Below are 16,355 nucleotides of genomic sequence, written 5' to 3'. Positions count from 1 at the left end.
GACTCGGTGCGTGACGAACGACGATTCCGCATTCGCAGCACTGGGCGCACTGGGTGACCCCGTACGCCGCCGCCTCTATCGCCACGTCGCCGCCCAGCCGGACGACGTAGGGCGTGACGCGGCCGCGGAGGCGGTCGGGGTGTCCCGGTCGCTGGCCGCGTTCCACCTGGACAAGCTGGTCGAGGCGGGGCTGTTGACCGCGTCGTCGCGGCGGCTGTCCGGGCGCACTGGGCCGGGTGCCGGTCGGCCGGCGAAGGTGTACCGGCGCGCCGAGGGTGAGCACTCCGTGTCCGTTCCGCCCCGGTCCTACGACTCCGTCGGCCACCTGCTGGCCTCGACCGTGGAGAACGCGGGCCTGGACCGGGAGTTGCAGGAGGCGGCCCGGGCCGCGGGCGCCGCGCAGCCGGACATCGACGCCGACGACCTGGTCGACGCCTTGGCGGAGCGCGGCTACCAGCCCTATTGGGACGAGGGGACGCTGCGCCTTCGCAACTGCCCCTTCCATGCGCTGGCCGAGGAGTTCCCCGCCCTGATCTGCGGGATGAACCTCGCACTGCTGGAGGGGATTGCGCCCGCGACGTGGCAACCGGCCATGGACCCGTGCCCGGGCGGATGCTGCGTGGCGCTCTCCCGGAGTTCCGACTGAGCCGCCCGCGGACACCCTGGGCGGCTTCTAAAACAAATGAACGTTGACTATAGAAGCGGGCTCGGCCATGCTGGGCCCATGACTGGCTTTCAGCTCGCACAGGTCAACATCGGCCGCCTCGTCGCCCCGCTCACCGGACCCGAACTCGCCGACTTCGTCGCACAGCTTCCCGAGATCAACGCACTCGCCGACGACAGCCCCGGATTCGTGTGGCGCATGGTCGACGACGCCGGGGAGGACGCGACCGGGTTCCGTCCCGACGACGCCGACGACATGATCCTGATCAACTGCTCGGTCTGGGAGTCGGTCGAGGCGCTGCGGACGTTCACGTACCACAGTGATCATCTGCGGGTGCTGAGCCGCCGCCGTGAGTGGTTCCAGCGCATGGCCGAGGCGCACCAGGCGCTGTGGTGGGTGCCGGCCGGTCACCGTCCGAGCGTCGCGGAGGCGATGGAGCGGGTCGCGCTGATCCGTCAACACGGGCCGGGGCCCGAGGCGTTCACCTTCCGTGCCCCCTTCCCGGCGCCGGTCGCGACGGCCGGGCGGTGACACGGATCCGACCGTCCCCCTCCTCCTGCGGGCGGGTCCCTCAGCCCGACATCTCCGTCAGCATCCGCCACCCAGGGGCGTAGCGCCCGTGCAGGACGAGGGACGCGGCGCCCACCGCGCCTGCCGTCTCGCCGATGAGGCTGGGTTCGACGGTCACCCCGCCCAGCGCGCGGGCCACCGACGTCGTGTTGACGACCCTGTCGATCTCCTCGCCGAGCAGCTGCTCCACGCCGACCAGCGCCTCGCCGCCCAGCACGACCCGGCTCACGTCGAGCAGCGCCACGGCGCCGCGCACCGCCTGCCCCATCCGGCGACCCGCGAGGCGCACCACGTCGCAGGCCGCTTCGTCCCCGGCGCGTGCCGCGCGCCGTAGCAGTTTCCAGTCGGCGCGGACCGTGTCGCGGGTGCCGCTGAGTCCCATGCGGCGGGCTGCGGTCTCCCCGTGTCGCGTGTACAGGTCTTCGACCAGGGCGGCGGGGTTGCAGTAGGGGCCGAGACAGCCGTTGCTTCCGCAGTCGCAGCGGCGGTCTCCGGGCTCGGACTGGGCGTGGCCGATCTCCCCCGCGTTGCCCGAGTCGCCGCGCAGGACGTGGCTCCCCAGCATGACCCCCGCCCCGATCCCCGCCCCCATGTACAGATACAGAAACCCGTCCGCGCGCTCCTCCCCGCCGATCCAGCGCTCGCCGATCGCCGCGGCCGTCGCGTCGTTGTCCATCGCCACCGGCATGCCGGTCTCTTGCGCGAACATGTCAAGCAGGGGTACGCGTCGCCAACCGTCGAAGTTCGGCGGGTCGACGACCGCGCCCGCCTGCGCGTCGATGGGGCCCGGCGCCGCGATCCCGAGGCCCAGCAGCCGGCTGCGGTCGATCGCGGCGCGCCCGGGCAGTCGCAGCGCCGCGCGTGCCACCCGGTCGACCACCTGTGCGGGGTCGCTGGGGCGCGGCAGCGCGAAGCGGCGGCTGAGCAGTACGGATCCGGCGAGGTCGCACAGGACGATCACGGCGGCGTCCGGGTCGAGGTGCACCCCGAGGGCGTAGGCGCCGTCGGCGCGCGGGGTGAGCAGGGTGCGGCGCTTGCCTCCGCTGGAGGGGGCGTGCCCCGACTCGGCGATCAGGCCCTCGTCGAGCAGGCGGCGTACGACGTTCGAGACGGTCTGGTTGGTGAGGCCGGTCAGCGGGCCCAACTCGACGCGGCTCACCGGCCCTTTGGTGCGGATGGCGGCCAGGACGACGGCCTGGTTGTAGCCGCCGACCCTGGGCAGGTTGGTGCCGCTGCGCGCCATGGCGCTCCCTCCTTCGGGCAAGTCCGTCGCGGCGGCCCCACCAACTCGTGGCCGGCGCACCGGGTTCCGGCGTCGAGATTATGCAGCAGGCGTTGACTTAGTCCATCCATTGGATTTAGGTAATCGCCAACGCATCACGCACCACCGCGCACCACGCCCGCACCACCGGAGGCTTCCGCATCGCCGTCCGGCCGGAGCACCGCAACACCTCTGGTACCGCCTGCAGTTGAGCGCCCCACGCCGGGCGCCGAGCCGCCACCTCCTGGAGGAACCCCTTGCGCAAGAAACTCTTCGCCGCCCTCGCGGTCACCATCGCGACAACGTTGTCCGCAACCGCTTGCGGTGGTTCCGGATCCTCCGCCGGAGGCGACTCGATCAAGGTCGTCTACTGGCAGCACCTGGACCAGAACGACCACAAGCAGCAGAAATTCCTGGCCTCGATGAAGAAGTCGTTCGAGAAGGCCCACCCGGGCAAGAAGGTCCAGATCGTTCCGGTCACAGCCTCGGAGAACGACTACTACACGAAGATCCAACTGATGATGCGCTCACCCTCGACCGCGCCCGACCTGGTCTACGAGGACACCGCGCTCATCAACTCCGACATCGCCAGCGGCTACCTCAAGCCACTCGACGAGTACGTCGGGAAGTGGGCCGACTGGGGCAAGTTCGCGAAGGCCGCGAAGGCCGCGGTCTCCTCCCCCACCGACGGCAAGACGTACGGCGTTCCGGACGACACCGACACCCGCGGCATCTGGTACAACGAGAAGCTGCTGAAGAAGGCGGGCATCAAGACGCCCTGGCAGCCGAAGAGTTGGCAGGACCTCCTCGACACCGCGCGCACGCTGAAGAAGAAGCTGCCGGGTGTCATCCCGATGAACCTGTACACCGGTCAGGCCGGTGGCGAGCAGTCCACCATGCAGGGCTTCGAGATGCTGCTGTACGGGACCGATGCCGCCGGCGACTCCCTGTACGACGCCAAGAAGAAGAAGTGGATCGTCGGCTCGCAGGGCTTCAAGGACGCCCTGAAGTTCGTGCACACCGTGTACGACGAGGATCTGGGGCTCGACAAGTCCACCGCACTCGGCCCGAACGCGGGGACCGAGGTCGGCACCAAGCTGCTGCCGAAGAGCAAGATCGCCATGAACATCGACGGTTCGTGGATGGCCAACAACTGGCTGAAGACCGGGCCGAGTCCGTGGCCCGAATGGTCGAAGACGATGAAGCCCGCCGCCATGCCGACCCAGAACGGCCAGGCGCCCGGCAAGGTCAGCATGTCGGGCGGCTGGGCCTGGTCGATCCCGTCGAAGGCCAAGAACCCCGATCTGGCCTGGCAGTTCGTCAAGGCGATCAAGAACAAGGACAACTCGGTGAAGTGGAACATCATCGAGTCCACGACCGCCGTGCGCACCGACGTCGCCGCCGACCCGAAATACCTGGGCGCCACGCCGACCAACAAGTTCTTCACCGACCTGGTGAAGTACACCCACTTCCGTCCCGCGCTGCCGAAGTACCCGCAGGTCTCGAACGCCATCACCAAGGCCATGGAGTCCGTGACCACCAAGCAGGCCTCGGTGAGCGAGGCCGCCAAGACCTATGACCAGGATCTGGCCACGGCCGTCGGCCCCGACGCCACCGTCAAGGGCGCCCGATGAAGTCCGCCGTCGCCACCGCCGGTGCCGCCGCCCCCGGTGGGCGCGCGGCCGGCCGCACCGCCGCGAGTCGGTCTCTCCTGCGCGGCATGCCGATGCTGCCGTCGATCGTCCTGCTGGCCGTGTTCCTCGCCGGACCGATCCTGTACTGCGTCTACGACGCGTTCACCGACGCCCAGTTGACCGGCGCCGCCGAGACGAACTTCGTCGGCCTGGACAACTTCACGCGGGCGCTCGACGATCCGAACTTCCTCAACGCCCTGTGGCTGACCCTGGTGTTCGTCGTCGGCTCCGCCGTCATCGGGCAGAACACCCTCGGGCTGAGCCTCGCGGTGCTGGCCGAGAAGGCCACCAAGCCGCTGCGCACACTCACCAACGGTGTCGTGATCGCCGCCTGGGTGTTGCCCGAGGTCGTCGCCGGGTACCTGATGTACGCGTTCTTCTACAAGCAGGGCGCGCTCAACGACGTCCTCGGCCTCCTGGGCCTGCCGCAGCAGAACTGGCTGTACACGCTGCCGATCCTCGCGGTGTGTCTCGCCAATGTGTGGCGCGGCACCGCGTTCTCGATGATGGTCTACTCGGCCGCGCTCAACGAGGTGCCGCGCGAGCTGGTCGAGGCCGCGGAGATGGATGGCGCCGGTGTGTGGCACCGGCTGTGGCACGTGACGCTGCCGGTCATCCGCCGGACCATCATGACGAACCTGATGCTGATCACCCTGCAGACCCTCTCCGTCTTCGGGCTGATCTACGCCATGACCCGCGGTGGCCCCGGCAACAAGAGCCAGACCCTGCCGGTGTTCATGTACCAGCAGGCGTTCCAGAACAGCATGATCGGCTACGGCACGGCGATCGCGCTGGTGCTGCTGGTCGTGGGCGCGCTGTTCTCCGTCGTGTATCTGAAGCTGCTCAAGGTGGAGGAGGACTGATGGCCACCACCGATCTGCTGCCCGCCGCCGAGGCCGGCCGCGCCGACGGCGGCGCCCGCCCCTCCGCCGAGACGGGCACGGCACGCCGCCGGATCCGTCCCGGACGTGTCGCCGTCAATGTCGTCCTGCTGGTGATCAGCCTGCTGTTCGTGCTGCCGCTGGTGTGGATGGTGTTCGCGTCGTTCAGCTCGACGGCCAGCTTCGAGCTGAGCGTGCCCTCGCCGCCGACGCTGGACAACTTCCACGCGATCATGAACGCCGAGACGACGTACCGGCCGCTGCTCAACGGGCTGCTGCTGTGCGGCGGGGCGACCCTGCTGTGCGTGGTCACGTCGATCCTGGCCGCGTACCCGCTCTCGCGCTACCGCTCCCGGCTGCGCCGCCCGTTCCTGTACACCGTGCTGTTCACCACCGGGCTGCCCATCACCGCCGTGATGATCCCCGTGTACAGCATGTTCGTGCAGGTCGAGCTGATTGACTCGATGTTCGCGACGACGCTGTTCCTGGCGGCCTCGGCGCTGCCGATCGGGATCTGGCTGATGAAGAACTTCATGGACGGTGTGCCCATCGTCCTGGAGGAGGCGGCGCGGATCGACGGCGCGAACGCCATGCAGTCGCTCGGCCGTGTGGTGCTGCCGCTGATGTGGCCGGGTGTCACCGTCGTCACCGTGTTCACCTTCATCAGCATGTGGGGCAACTTCTTCGTGCCGTTCGTGCTGCTCCTGTCGCCGGAGAAGCTGCCGGCGTCGGTGAGTGTGTTCACGTTCCTCAGCGCCCATGACCAGACGCAGTACGGGCAGCTGGCCGCGTTCTCCCTCGTGTACACGCTGCCCGTGGTGATGCTGTACCTGCTGCTGACCCGCAAGCTGGGCGGCGGGTTCGCCCTCGGCGGTGCCCTCAAGGGCTGAGTCCGCACCCTCGGGGCGGAACAACTCCCGCCTCGCGCAGTCCTGTTCAACGCTCTTCGAAAGGTGTTCTGTGCACTCCGACCGCGACATCGTCCAGCACCGCCTGCGGCGCGTCCTCGACGAACGCATCCGGCCCGCCGTCCACGCCACCTCCGTCCCCCTGGAGATCGGGATCTGGCAGGTGCCCGGCGAGCCGGTGCCGGTGGCCGAGGGCCTGGCCGCCGACTACCGCCCCGTGGAAGTGGGGGCCTCCTGGGGTCCCGCCTGGACCACCAGCTGGTTCAAGGTCAGCGGCCGCGTCCCCGAGGAGTGGGCCGGCCGCCGCGTCGAGGCCGTCGTCGACCTCGGCTTCGGCACCACCGAGCCGGGCTTCTCCGCCGAGGGCCTGGCGTACCGGCCCGACGGCACGGCCGTGAAGGCCCTCAACCCGCGCAACACGTGGCTGCCGGTGGCCGAAACGGCCGTCGGTGGCGAGGAGTTCGTGTGCTACGTCGAGGCGGCCGCGAACCCGCTCGTCATGCACTCGGGGCCCGAGGACCGCACCTTCGCCATCACACCGCTGGGCGGCCGTGCCCCGTGGCTGGACGAGGAGGGTGCCTCGAACGGTGAGCCGATCTACCGGCTGCGCCGCCTCGAGCTGGCCGTCTTCGACGCCGAGGTGTACGACCTCGTCCATGACATGGAGGTCCTCGACCAGCTGATGCGGGAGCTGCCCGAGCAGTCGCCGCGCCGCTGGCAGATCCTGCGAGCCCTGTCCTCGGCGCTCGACGCCGTGGACCTCCAGGACATCAGCGGCACCGCGGCCGCCGCCCGCGAGGTCCTCGCCCCGGCCCTCGCCGCCTCGGCCACCGAGGGTGAGCACCGCATCTCGGCGATCGGGCACGCCCACATCGACACCGCCTGGCTGTGGCCGCTGCGCGAGACGGTGCGCAAGGTCGCGCGCACCGTGTCCAACGTCACCCAACTGATGGACGAGCACCCGGAGTTCCGCTTCGTGATGTCCCAGGCGCAGCAGCTGGCCTGGCTCAAGGAGCACCGGCCCGAGGTGTACGAGCGGGCCCAGGAGAAGGCGAAGACGGGGCAGTTCGTGCCGACGGGCAGCCTGTGGGTGGAGCCGGACACCAACATCACGGGCGGCGAGGCGCTGGCCCGGCAGTTCATCCACGGCAAGCGGTTCTATCTCGACGAGTTCGGGGTCGAGACCGAGGACATGTGGCTGCCGGACACCTTCGGCTACAACGCGGCGATGCCGCAGCTGATGAAGCTGGCGGGGGTGCGCTGGTTCCTCACGCAGAAGATCTCGTGGAACACCACGAACAAGTTCCCCCACCACACGTTCTGGTGGGAGGGCATCGACGGCACCCGCATCTTCAGTCACTTCCCGCCGGTCGACACGTACAACAGCGATCTGTCGGGCGCCGAGGTGGCACACAGTGTGCGCAACTTCCAGGACAAGGGCGCGGCGAACCGTTCGCTCGCCCCGTTCGGCTACGGCGACGGTGGTGGCGGTCCCACCCGGGAGATGCTGGCGCGTGCCGAGCGGCTGGCGGACCTTGAGGGTTCGGCGCGGGTCGAGATCGAGAAGCCGGGCGACTTCTTCGCGAAGGCGCTCGAGGAGTACCCGGACGCGCCGGTGTGGGTGGGCGAGCTGTACCTGGAGTTCCACCGGGGCACGCTGACCAGTCAGATCGCGACCAAGCAGGGCAACCGGCGCAGCGAACACCTGCTGCGCGAGGCCGAGTTGTGGGCGGCGACGGCGGCGGTGCGCACGGGGGCGGCGTACCCGTACGAGGCGATCGACCGGCTGTGGAAGACGGTGCTGCTGCACCAGTTCCACGACATCCTGCCGGGTACGTCGATCGCCTGGGTGCACCGGGAGGCCGAGGAGACGTACCGTCAGGTCGCGGCCGAGCTCGGCGAGTTGATCGAGTCGGCTCAGACCGCGCTGGCGGGGCCGGCCGCCGAGGACGGCTCGCGGGTCGTCTTCAACGCCGCTCCGCACGCCCGCGCGGGCGCCGCCGCCCTGGGCGCGACGGTGCGCCGCGAACCGGTGGCGGTCACGGTCGACCCGCAGCCGCGCGACGGCGGGTACGTCCTGGACAACGGCCTGGTCCGGATCGTGATCGACGACCGCGGCCTGGTCACCTCGGCGTACGACATCGAGGGCGGGCGTGAGGCGCTGCCGCCGGGCGCGGTGGCCAACCTGCTGCAGCTGCACCAGGACTTCCCGAACCAGTGGGACGCCTGGGACCTGGACGCCTTCTACCGCAACACCGTCACGGATCTGACGGCGGCGGAGTCGGTGACCGTCGTGGACGGCGGCGTCCGCGTGGTGCGTGTCTTCGGTGACTCGCGCATCGAGCAGACCCTCGCGCTGGCGCCGGGGGCCCGCCGCCTGGACGTCGACACGGTCCTCGACTGGCACGAGACGGAGAAGCTGCTCAAGGCGGCGTTCCCGCTGGACGTGCGGGCCGGGCACTCCACGGCGCAGGTGCCGTTCGGGCACGTCGAGCGGCCCACGCACACCAACACCAGCTGGGACGCCGCGAAGTTCGAGGTGTGCGCGCACCGGTTCCTGCACGTCGGCGAGCGGGACTGGGGCGCGGCCCTGGTCAACGACTCGACGTACGGGCACGACGTCACGCGTGACGTCCGCGAGGACGGCGGCACCACCACGACGGTCCGCCTCTCTCTGGCCCGCGCGCCGCGCTTTCCCGACCCCGACACCGACCAGGGCACGCACCGGCTGCGGTACGCCCTGCTGATCGGCGCGGACGTCGACGACGCGGTCCGCGAGGGCTACCACCTCAACCTGCCGGAGCGGACGGTGTCCGGCTCGGCGGAGGTGGCGCCGCTGGTGGCCGTCGACAACCCGGCGGTGGTGGTCGAGACGGTCAAGCTCGCCGACGACCGCTCGGGCGATGTCGTGGTCCGCCTGTACGAGTCCCAGGGCGCCCGCGCCACCGCGCTGCTCTCCCCCGGCTTCCGCCTCGCGTCGGCGACGGCCACGGACCTGTTGGAGCGCCCGCGCGCCGCCGACGAGCCCGCGTGCGAGGTCACGGACGACGGGGTCCGGCTGCGGCTGCGGCCGTTCCAGATCCTGACGGTGCGGTTGGCGGCCCGGCGGGACTGAGGACGCGCCATGTGCGACGGGGCCCCGCGGGAGTGTCCGCGGGGCCCCTTTCCTTACGAACACTCGACGACCAGGAGGTCACTCGACATGGAGGACAACGACCGTCAGGCCCACAGCCGTCGCGGCATGCTCAAGGCCTCGGTGACCGTGGTCGGCGCGGCGCTCGGCGGGTCGGCCGCCGGCGTGGGAAGTGCCGCCGCCGCACCCGCGCCCGAGCGGTTCCCGCGCGGGCCGGCGACCTTCCCGATGGGGCCGTTCACCAAGAGCGCGGCGAATCCGATTCTGCGGCCCGAGCCGTCGCACGAGTGGGAGTCGCTGTACCTGTACAACCCGTGCGCCCTCGTGGTGGGCGGCAGGATCGCCCTGCTGTACCGGGCGCAGAACAAGGCGAAGAGGTCCAGCATCGGGCTGGCCTGGAGCGACGACGGCATCACGTTCCAGCGCAGGGCCGAACCGGTGCTCACACCGAGCGAGCCGTACGAGCTGCCCGGCGGGTGCGAGGATCCGCGGGTGGTGCACGTCGGTGACACCTTCTACATGACGTACACCGGGTACGACGGGACGAGCGCGCTGCTGTGCCTGGCGACGTCGAAGGACCTGGTGCACTGGGAGAAGCACGGCCCGCTCTTCCCCGAGCTGCACGACCCGATCCATGGTGACAAGCCGTGGAACAAGTCGGGTGCCATCCTCAGCACACCCGTCGACGGCACGTACTGGATGTACTTCGGTGAGTCCAATGTGTTCTGGGCGCGCTCGAAGGATCTGATCCACTGGGAGACCGTCGGGAACGAGGACCCGGTGGCGAAGCCCGTGCACGCCTGGGAGGGGTCCCTGATCGAGCCGGGACCGCCGCCGCTGCGCACCGACGACGGACACATCCTGCTCGTCTACAACGCCCGCTCGGACGGCAAGGGCGGGTACACCAAGGGCCAGTACTCCACCGGTCAGCTCCTCATCGACCCGGCCGACCCGACCAAGGCGGTGGCCAGGCTGGAGCGCCCGTTCCTGGTGCCGACGTCGGCGGACGAGCAGGACGGCCAGGTCAATCATGTGGTGTTCACCGAGGGCTTGGTGAGGTTCCGCGACGCCTGGTTCCTGTACTACGGCATGGCGGACTCGGTGCTGGGGGTCGCGGTGTGGCGGCCCGGGCGAGCGGGCTGAGCGGTTCGCACCCTCAGGCGGCCTCGCGGTCGGTCCTTCTGGTCGCGTTCGCTTCCGGGTCGCTCTGACGGTCGCCCCGGACGAGACGGAGGTGACTCAGTCGATGGTCACCGGATCCTGGGCGGGACACACCACCCATCCGGTCTTCTATGCGGTCCATGCCGAGCAAGAGGAGTCCCATGGCCGGCAGGAGCAAAAGAGCCACGATCAGCATCGGTGGCTTCCTTTCCTCGACTTCTCACTTTTCGCCTGCCCCGCGCACGGACCTCCATGAGCGCGATGATGTGATGATTCCGTAACGCTATGGATTGCCGCTGATATCGCTATCTGGGCGATTTTCCGGGATGGGTGGACCCACACTCCGGCCCACGCACCGCATGTGATGCGTGGGCCGGAGTTCGGTCGGGGGGCCGGTCAGTGGGTCGCGCCGAGTTCCGCGTCCTCCATGCGGGACTCCTCTCGCGCCTCCTCGATGTTCTCCAGCACGCGCTCGCGCGGCAGTTGCACCCGAAGGGCCAGCAGGTAGACGAGCGCGGTGAGCGCGAGGTTGGCGACGAAGCCCCAGCCGAGGCCGATCCAGCCGAGGCCGCCGTCGTAGTCGCCGATCCAGCTGATCACGGCGAGGCCAATCAGCCACGGCAGTACCCAGCTGGCGCCCGACCTCCAGTCCATGCCCGGGGCGTGCCCCTTGTCGAGCACCTGGAAGACGGCCAGCAGGACGAAGCCGATGCAGATCGTGAGGAACAGCTTGTAGTTGGTGTTCCAGCCCGCCCAGTACACGATCAGGTTCGCCGAGTAGAGGCCGAGGAACGGGATGATGTCACCACCGGGAATCCGGTATGGCCTCTCGTGCTCCGGGATCTGACGGCGCATCACGGCGAGGACGAGCGGCCCCGAGCCGAAGGACAGGACGGTGGCCGAGGTGATGAAGCCGACCAGCTCCTGCCAGCTCGGGAAGGGCAGGAAGACAATGAGCCCGAGGACGAACGTCACGGCCAGGCTGACCAGCGGCGCCCCCTTGGGCGTCGTCTTGGCGAGGCCCGCGGGCGCGTTGCGGTTGCGGGCCATGGCGTAGGAGATGCGGGCCGTGACGGTGGTGTAGATGAGGCCGGTGTCGGCCGGTGAGATCACCGCGTCGACGTAGAGGATGTACGCGAGCCAGCCGAGGCCGATGGCGCTGGAGATGGCGGCGAGCGGGCCGAAGTCGTTGGCGAAGGCCAGGTTGAGCCAGCCGTGCGAGTGCTGCAGGTCGCTCTCGGGGACCGCGCCGAGGAAGGCGATTTCGAGGAGCACGTAGATCAGGCCGGTGAGCAGGACGGAGCCGATGACGGCGAACGGGACGTTGCGCCGCGGATTGTCGGTCTCGCCCGCGAGTTCCACTCCTTGGCGAAATCCCAGGAAGGAGAAGGTGATGCCCGCGGTGGAGATCGCCGTGAAGATGCCCTTGGCGCCGCCGGGCGCGAACCCGCCGTATTCGGTGGCCCCGAGGTTGTGCGCGTGGAACGCGGTCACGAAGAACGCCACGACCACCAGCGCGATGGCCAGCAGTTTCCACCACACGAGGACGTTGTTGACGCGGGCGAACCAGCGGATGCCGTAATAGTTGAGGAGCACGAAGAAGGCCATGGCGACGACCGCGACGGCATAGCCGAGGGTGGTCAGTGTGTAGGCGCCGTTGGCCTCGTGGAAATCGGTGAAGTGCGCCCATTTCGTGGCGTATTGGAGGGCGCCCTCGACCTCGATGGGGGCCACCGTCGCGGCCGCGATCCAGGTGATCCAGCCCATGGTGTAGCTGGCGAAGGAGCCGAAGGAGAGGTGGGGAAAGCGCACCACTCCCCCGGACACCGGGAACATGGTTCCCAGTTCGGCGAAGCAGAGCCCGATGAGGAGAATCATCACGGCGGCTATCGCCCACGAGAATATGGAGGCGGGCCCGGCAATCTTCGCGGCGTTCAACGCGCCGAAGAGCCAGCCGGACCCGATGATGGATCCCACGCCCGCGAAAAGCAGGCTGATGCGACCCATGTCTCTGCGTAGCGCTGTTCGTTGCTCCGAGGACTTCCCCGAAGACTCAGTCAGCGTGGCCATCACCACATCCGTCCCTGATCTGCGGCCCACTCTTTCGAGGTCGCTCGCTTGATCTGCTACTGGGCGGCCGTCTGCCCTGCCCGCCGAGATCCATGCAGCATGAATCTTGTTTTGCCAAATGATGGGCGGGACAAGGGTGTTGATTGATGTGGTGATGGCCCGGGCGTCAGCTGTCCTTGACGGGCGCCGCCTCCTTGGACATGTTCACGGGCGCCGCGTCCTTCGTCGTGCTCACGGGCGCCGCTCCGGGTTCCTCGCCGTTCATCACCCGCTTCGCGGTGACCCGGTCCAGGGCCCCCTCCCAGCGGGACACCGCGAACACCGCCACGCAGTTGCCCAGCAGGTTGGTGGCGACGCGCATCGAGTCCATGATCCGGTCGACGCCGAGCAGCAGCGCGACGGCGGCGGCCGGGATGACACCGAGCGCGGAAGCGGTCGCGGACAGCGCGAGGAACGCCGAACCGGGCACACCTGCCATGCCCTTGCTGGTCAGCATGAGCACGAGGACGACCGTGACCTGCTGTCCGAGGGTGAGGTCGACGCCGACGGCCTGGGCGATGAAGAGAGTGCCGATGGAGAGGTAGATCGAGGCGCCGTCGAGGTTGAAGGAGTACCCGGTCGGCAGGACGAGCCCGACCGCGTCGTCCCGGCAGCCCGCCGCGCGCAGCTTCTGCATCATCCGCGGCATCACGGTCTCACTGGATCCGGTGCCGAGGGCGAGCAGCAGTTCCTCGCGGGTGTAGCGGACGAACTTCCACAGGCTGAGCCCGGTGACCGCCTTGAGGGCGAGGCCGAGCAGCAGCAGGAAGAGCAGGGCGACGCCGTAGCAGACGGCGATGAGCTTTCCGTACGTCGACATCGCACCCACGCCGTACTCGCCGACGAGGTGGGCGGTGGCACCGAAGACCGCGAGCGGGGCGAGCTTCATGATGTAGCCGACGATGGTGAACACGACGTCCTGGGCCTGCTCGATGAAGGGCAGGATCTGCGGGACCTTGCTCTGACCGAGGTGGAGCAGCGCGGCGCCCACGAGGCAGGCCAGGACGAGGACTTGGAGCAGGGAGTTCTCGGCGAAGGCGCCGACGGCGCTGTCGGGGAGCGACTCCAGGATGAACTGGGCGGTGGACGGGAGGTGCCCGCCGCCGGTCTGCTCGTCGACCGCGCCCTTGTCGAGGGTGGCGGGGTCGACGTTCATGCCGGCGCCGGGCGCCAGGATATTGCCGGCGAGCAGCCCGATGACGAGGGCGACGGTGGTGGCGACCTCGAACCAGATGAGCGCCTTGACGCCGATCCTGCCGAAGGCCTTGAGGTCACCGGCCTTGGTGATGCCCGCGACGACGACGCAGAACACCAGGGGCGCGATCATCGCCTTGATGAGCCGGACGAAGCCGTCGCCGAGGGGCTGCAGGGCCGATCCGGCGTCCGGCCACAGGCGTCCCACGAGGACGCCGAGCAGCAGGGCGAGCAGTACTTGAGCGAAGAGACTGGTGCGCAGGAGACGGCCTGCGCGGCGTGCGATGTTTCCGTTGGCGTGCGCCATGGGGCACTCCTACATGGGCGGACATTCTGCATCGCGGAAGATCAATTCCGCGATGCATCACTATCGTTGACGCCCTACCGGCACGGAAGACCTCGGATCGGCCCGATTGCAGATCTTGGAGGTTGCTCCCGAACACACGCACGAACGGCAGGTTCAACGGCTGCTCGGCAGGCGCTCAACTGCCCTTTCGCAGGCTGATGTAGGGCTCGAACGCGTCCAGGAGCAGCTCGCGCATCCGCGCCGCGTCCATGTCGCCCGTGCCCGCGAGGACCTGGATGGCCAGGCCGTCGACGAGGCCGGTGAAGCGCGCGGCCAGCGCCTGCGCGTCGACACCCTCGGCCATGCCCTCGCGCTGGCAGGTGCGCACCAGGTCGAGGACGACGCCGCGCCAGCGGGCGTACACACCGCGCTGGCCGTCGCGCAGGCTCGGGTCGAGGATCGCCTCGTTCCACGACTGCACCCACACCGACCACTCGTCGGCGTCCTCCTCGGTGGTCGTCAGCTGCACCTCGATCAGCCGGCGCAGCTTCTCGACGGTGGTGTCGGCGGTCGCGAACTCGGCGTCCAGGCGCGTGTGGAAGCGGTCGGCGTAGAAGACGAGCGCGGCGCGCAGGGCGTCGTCCTTCGTCGGGAAGTGGTAGTGCACGGTGCCGGTGCTGGTGCCGCAGGCCTCGGCGATGTCCGCGACCCGCACCTTGTGGAAGCCGCGGCGGGCGATGAGCCGGGCCGTGGCCTCCAGGATCTGCGTGCGGCGCAGTTCGGCGTCCACGGCGTCGGCGCGCCTGCGGGTGACCTGCGCGCCGTTCGCTCCGTTGCGGGGCGCGGGCGGCCGTCCGACACCGGTCCGCAGATAGCGCTGCGACACCTTCCCGACCTGGGCGATGGCGGCGATCTCGACGTCCCGCAACCGGCGGTTGCCGCGCAGCGCCTTGGACAGGGCGGTGGGGTCCATGCCGACGCGGCCCGCGAACTCCCGCTGGCTCATGGGTGCGCACAGCACGACCTGGCGGGCCCGCTCGACGAGCGTCTCCTCGCCCTCGCTGTCGGGGCCCATGCCGGATCAGCCTTCCGCTTGCGCCGAGAGTGACGTGATGACTTCGTCGGCGGCGCGCACTCCCGAGGAGAGGGCGCCGTCGATGTAGCCGTTCCACACACTAGCCGTCTCGGTGCCGGCCCAGTGCAGCGTCCCGGTGGGTGTGCGCCAGCCGCGCCGCGCGTATCCGGTCCAGGCCCCGGGCGTCGCGTACGCCTCGTATCCGCCGCGTGCGTACGGGTCCTGGGACCAGTTCTTCTCGGTGTAGTCGAGGGGGCGGGCCGCTCCGTCCCCGACGACGCGGGCGAGGCTCGCGAGGGCGGCCTCGCGGCGGGCGGCATCGTCGAGGCGGCTCCAGTCGCCGAGCCGGTCGCCGTAGACGAAGCCGACGAGCACGCCCTGCGCGGCGTCCGGCGGGGAGTTGTCGAAGACGACGCCGAGCGGCCCGTCGTCGTACAGCGTGGCGATGCCGGACAGTCCCGCCGCGCGCCAGAACGGGGTGTCGTACACGGCGTGGACCTTGGCGACACGGCCCATCGGGCTGTGCGAGAGCCAGCCCTCCCTGCTCACCGGCAGCGCCGGGGCGAAGGACACGGCGCGGACCGCGGGCGGCGGGAGCGCGACGACCGCCCGGCGGGCCTCGTACACGGTGTCGGCGGTGTGGACGCGCACGCCGTCCGTGTCGTGCTCGATGCGGCGGACCGGGGAGCCGAGGCGGATCCGGTCGCCGAGGAGTTCGGCGACCGCGCGGGCCGGTCCCGCGGCGCCGGTGACGAAGCGGCTGTCCTGGGCGCAGCCGCCGGTCTCCATGAGCTGCTCCCAGCCGCCGGCGGCGGCGACGTAGAAGAGCACGTGGAACAGTGAGATCTCGTACGGCTCCGCGCACCACACTCCCTGGACGGCGAGCGCGAGCCGGCGCAGTGCGTCCGGGTCGTCGGTGTGCGCGCGGAAGTAGGACTGCGCGGTCTGCGCGTCCCATTCGGCGAAGCCGGGGGTGCGCCAGGGCGCGGTGGTGTCCACGGTCTTGGCGAGGGTGTCGAGGGCCTCGGTGATGTGTGTGTACGCGGGGATGCCGGGTCCGTCGGCGGGTGCCGCCCCGAGGTAGGGGACGGTGGTGCCGTCCTGCCACACCTCGATGTGCTTTCCGGTCTCCCAGGTCGGGAAGGTGGCGCAGCCGAAGCGGGTGGCGAGGGCGTGCAGCCGGGTCTGGGTGGGGCCGATCCACTGTCCGCCGTGGTCGATGCGCAGGCCGCCGGCGCGGGACTCGGTGAGCACCCGGCCGCCGACCCGGTCCGCCGCCTCGACGACGGCGAAGTCGATGTCGTGGTCGTGGAGTTGGAGGGCCGCGGCGAGTCCCGCGTAGCCGCCGCCGACGATGACGACCTCGGTCTCGACCAGGTTCATTTCGGTCTGTTCCCACATGACAGGAGAGCATCTCGC

12 protein-coding genes are annotated in these 16,355 nt (G+C 69.7%); 7 read left to right on the top strand and 5 right to left on the bottom strand.

The window, feature by feature from the left end; translation table 11 throughout:
- The first annotated feature begins 10 nt into the window (after positions 1-10).
- Positions 11-646 carry a helix-turn-helix transcriptional regulator gene (locus ACZ7L4_RS06775; protein ID WP_472100286.1) on the top strand — a complete coding sequence of 212 codons (636 nt, stop codon included), beginning with the start codon at positions 11-13 and terminating at the stop codon, positions 644-646.
- Positions 647-724: 78 nt separating this feature from the next.
- Positions 725-1,195: a DUF3291 domain-containing protein gene (locus ACZ7L4_RS06770; RefSeq protein WP_472100284.1), complete on the top strand. Its 471-nt coding sequence runs from the start codon at positions 725-727 to the stop codon at positions 1,193-1,195.
- 40 nt (positions 1,196-1,235) lie between these two features.
- Here the strand turns inward: ACZ7L4_RS06770 and ACZ7L4_RS06765 are convergent, their stop codons facing one another.
- Positions 1,236-2,477: an ROK family transcriptional regulator gene (locus tag ACZ7L4_RS06765; protein ID WP_472100282.1), complete on the bottom strand. Its 1,242-nt coding sequence runs from the start codon at positions 2,475-2,477 to the stop codon at positions 1,236-1,238.
- 275 nt (positions 2,478-2,752) lie between these two features.
- On the opposite strand from ACZ7L4_RS06765, the gene ACZ7L4_RS06760 reads away from it, so the two are divergent.
- From ACZ7L4_RS06760 to ACZ7L4_RS06740, 5 genes are all read left to right on the top strand, one after another.
- On the top strand, positions 2,753-4,129 hold the full coding sequence (locus tag ACZ7L4_RS06760; protein WP_472100280.1) for an extracellular solute-binding protein: 1,377 nt from the start codon (positions 2,753-2,755) through the stop codon (positions 4,127-4,129).
- Entirely contained in the window at positions 4,126-5,052 is a 927-nt protein-coding gene (locus tag ACZ7L4_RS06755; protein ID WP_472100278.1) for a carbohydrate ABC transporter permease, read from the top strand. Before ACZ7L4_RS06760 ends, ACZ7L4_RS06755 begins: the two co-directional genes overlap by 4 nt.
- A complete protein-coding gene (locus tag ACZ7L4_RS06750) occupies positions 5,052-5,960 on the top strand; it encodes a carbohydrate ABC transporter permease (protein ID WP_450809447.1) in 909 nt (302 codons plus the stop codon). Before ACZ7L4_RS06755 ends, ACZ7L4_RS06750 begins: the two co-directional genes overlap by 1 nt.
- 70 nt (positions 5,961-6,030) lie before the next feature.
- Positions 6,031-9,093, top strand: coding sequence for an alpha-mannosidase (locus tag ACZ7L4_RS06745; RefSeq protein ID WP_472100276.1), 3,063 nt, complete (start codon positions 6,031-6,033; stop codon positions 9,091-9,093).
- Positions 9,094-9,180: 87 nt separating this feature from the next.
- A complete protein-coding gene (locus ACZ7L4_RS06740; protein ID WP_472100274.1) occupies positions 9,181-10,254 on the top strand; it encodes a glycoside hydrolase family 130 protein in 1,074 nt (357 codons plus the stop codon).
- 414 nt (positions 10,255-10,668) lie between these two features.
- Here the strand turns inward: ACZ7L4_RS06740 and ACZ7L4_RS06735 are convergent, their stop codons facing one another.
- The 4 genes from ACZ7L4_RS06735 to ACZ7L4_RS06720 all read right to left on the bottom strand — a co-directional run bounded on the left by ACZ7L4_RS06735 (position 10,669) and on the right by ACZ7L4_RS06720 (position 16,337).
- Positions 10,669-12,279, bottom strand: a complete 1,611-nt coding sequence (locus tag ACZ7L4_RS06735) for an APC family permease (RefSeq protein ID WP_472100272.1) — start codon at positions 12,277-12,279, stop codon at positions 10,669-10,671.
- Between the two features lie 229 nt (positions 12,280-12,508).
- Complete coding sequence (locus ACZ7L4_RS06730) at positions 12,509-13,882, bottom strand: cation:dicarboxylate symporter family transporter (protein ID WP_472100270.1); 1,374 nt, start codon at positions 13,880-13,882, stop codon at positions 12,509-12,511.
- A gap of 175 nt (positions 13,883-14,057) precedes the next feature.
- The gene (locus ACZ7L4_RS06725) at positions 14,058-14,936 is read right to left on the bottom strand and encodes a TetR/AcrR family transcriptional regulator (protein WP_472100268.1); all 879 of its coding nucleotides are present in this window, start codon (positions 14,934-14,936) and stop codon (positions 14,058-14,060) included.
- A gap of 6 nt (positions 14,937-14,942) precedes the next feature.
- Positions 14,943-16,337, bottom strand: coding sequence for a flavin monoamine oxidase family protein (locus tag ACZ7L4_RS06720; protein ID WP_472100266.1), 1,395 nt, complete (start codon positions 16,335-16,337; stop codon positions 14,943-14,945).
- Positions 16,338-16,355: the final 18 nt, after the last annotated feature.

It is taken from the genome of Streptomyces sp. NPDC107575 (assembly GCF_055657265.1).
Note: the sequence above shows the minus strand (reverse complement) of the source record. Positions and strands in the feature narration are given on the sequence as shown.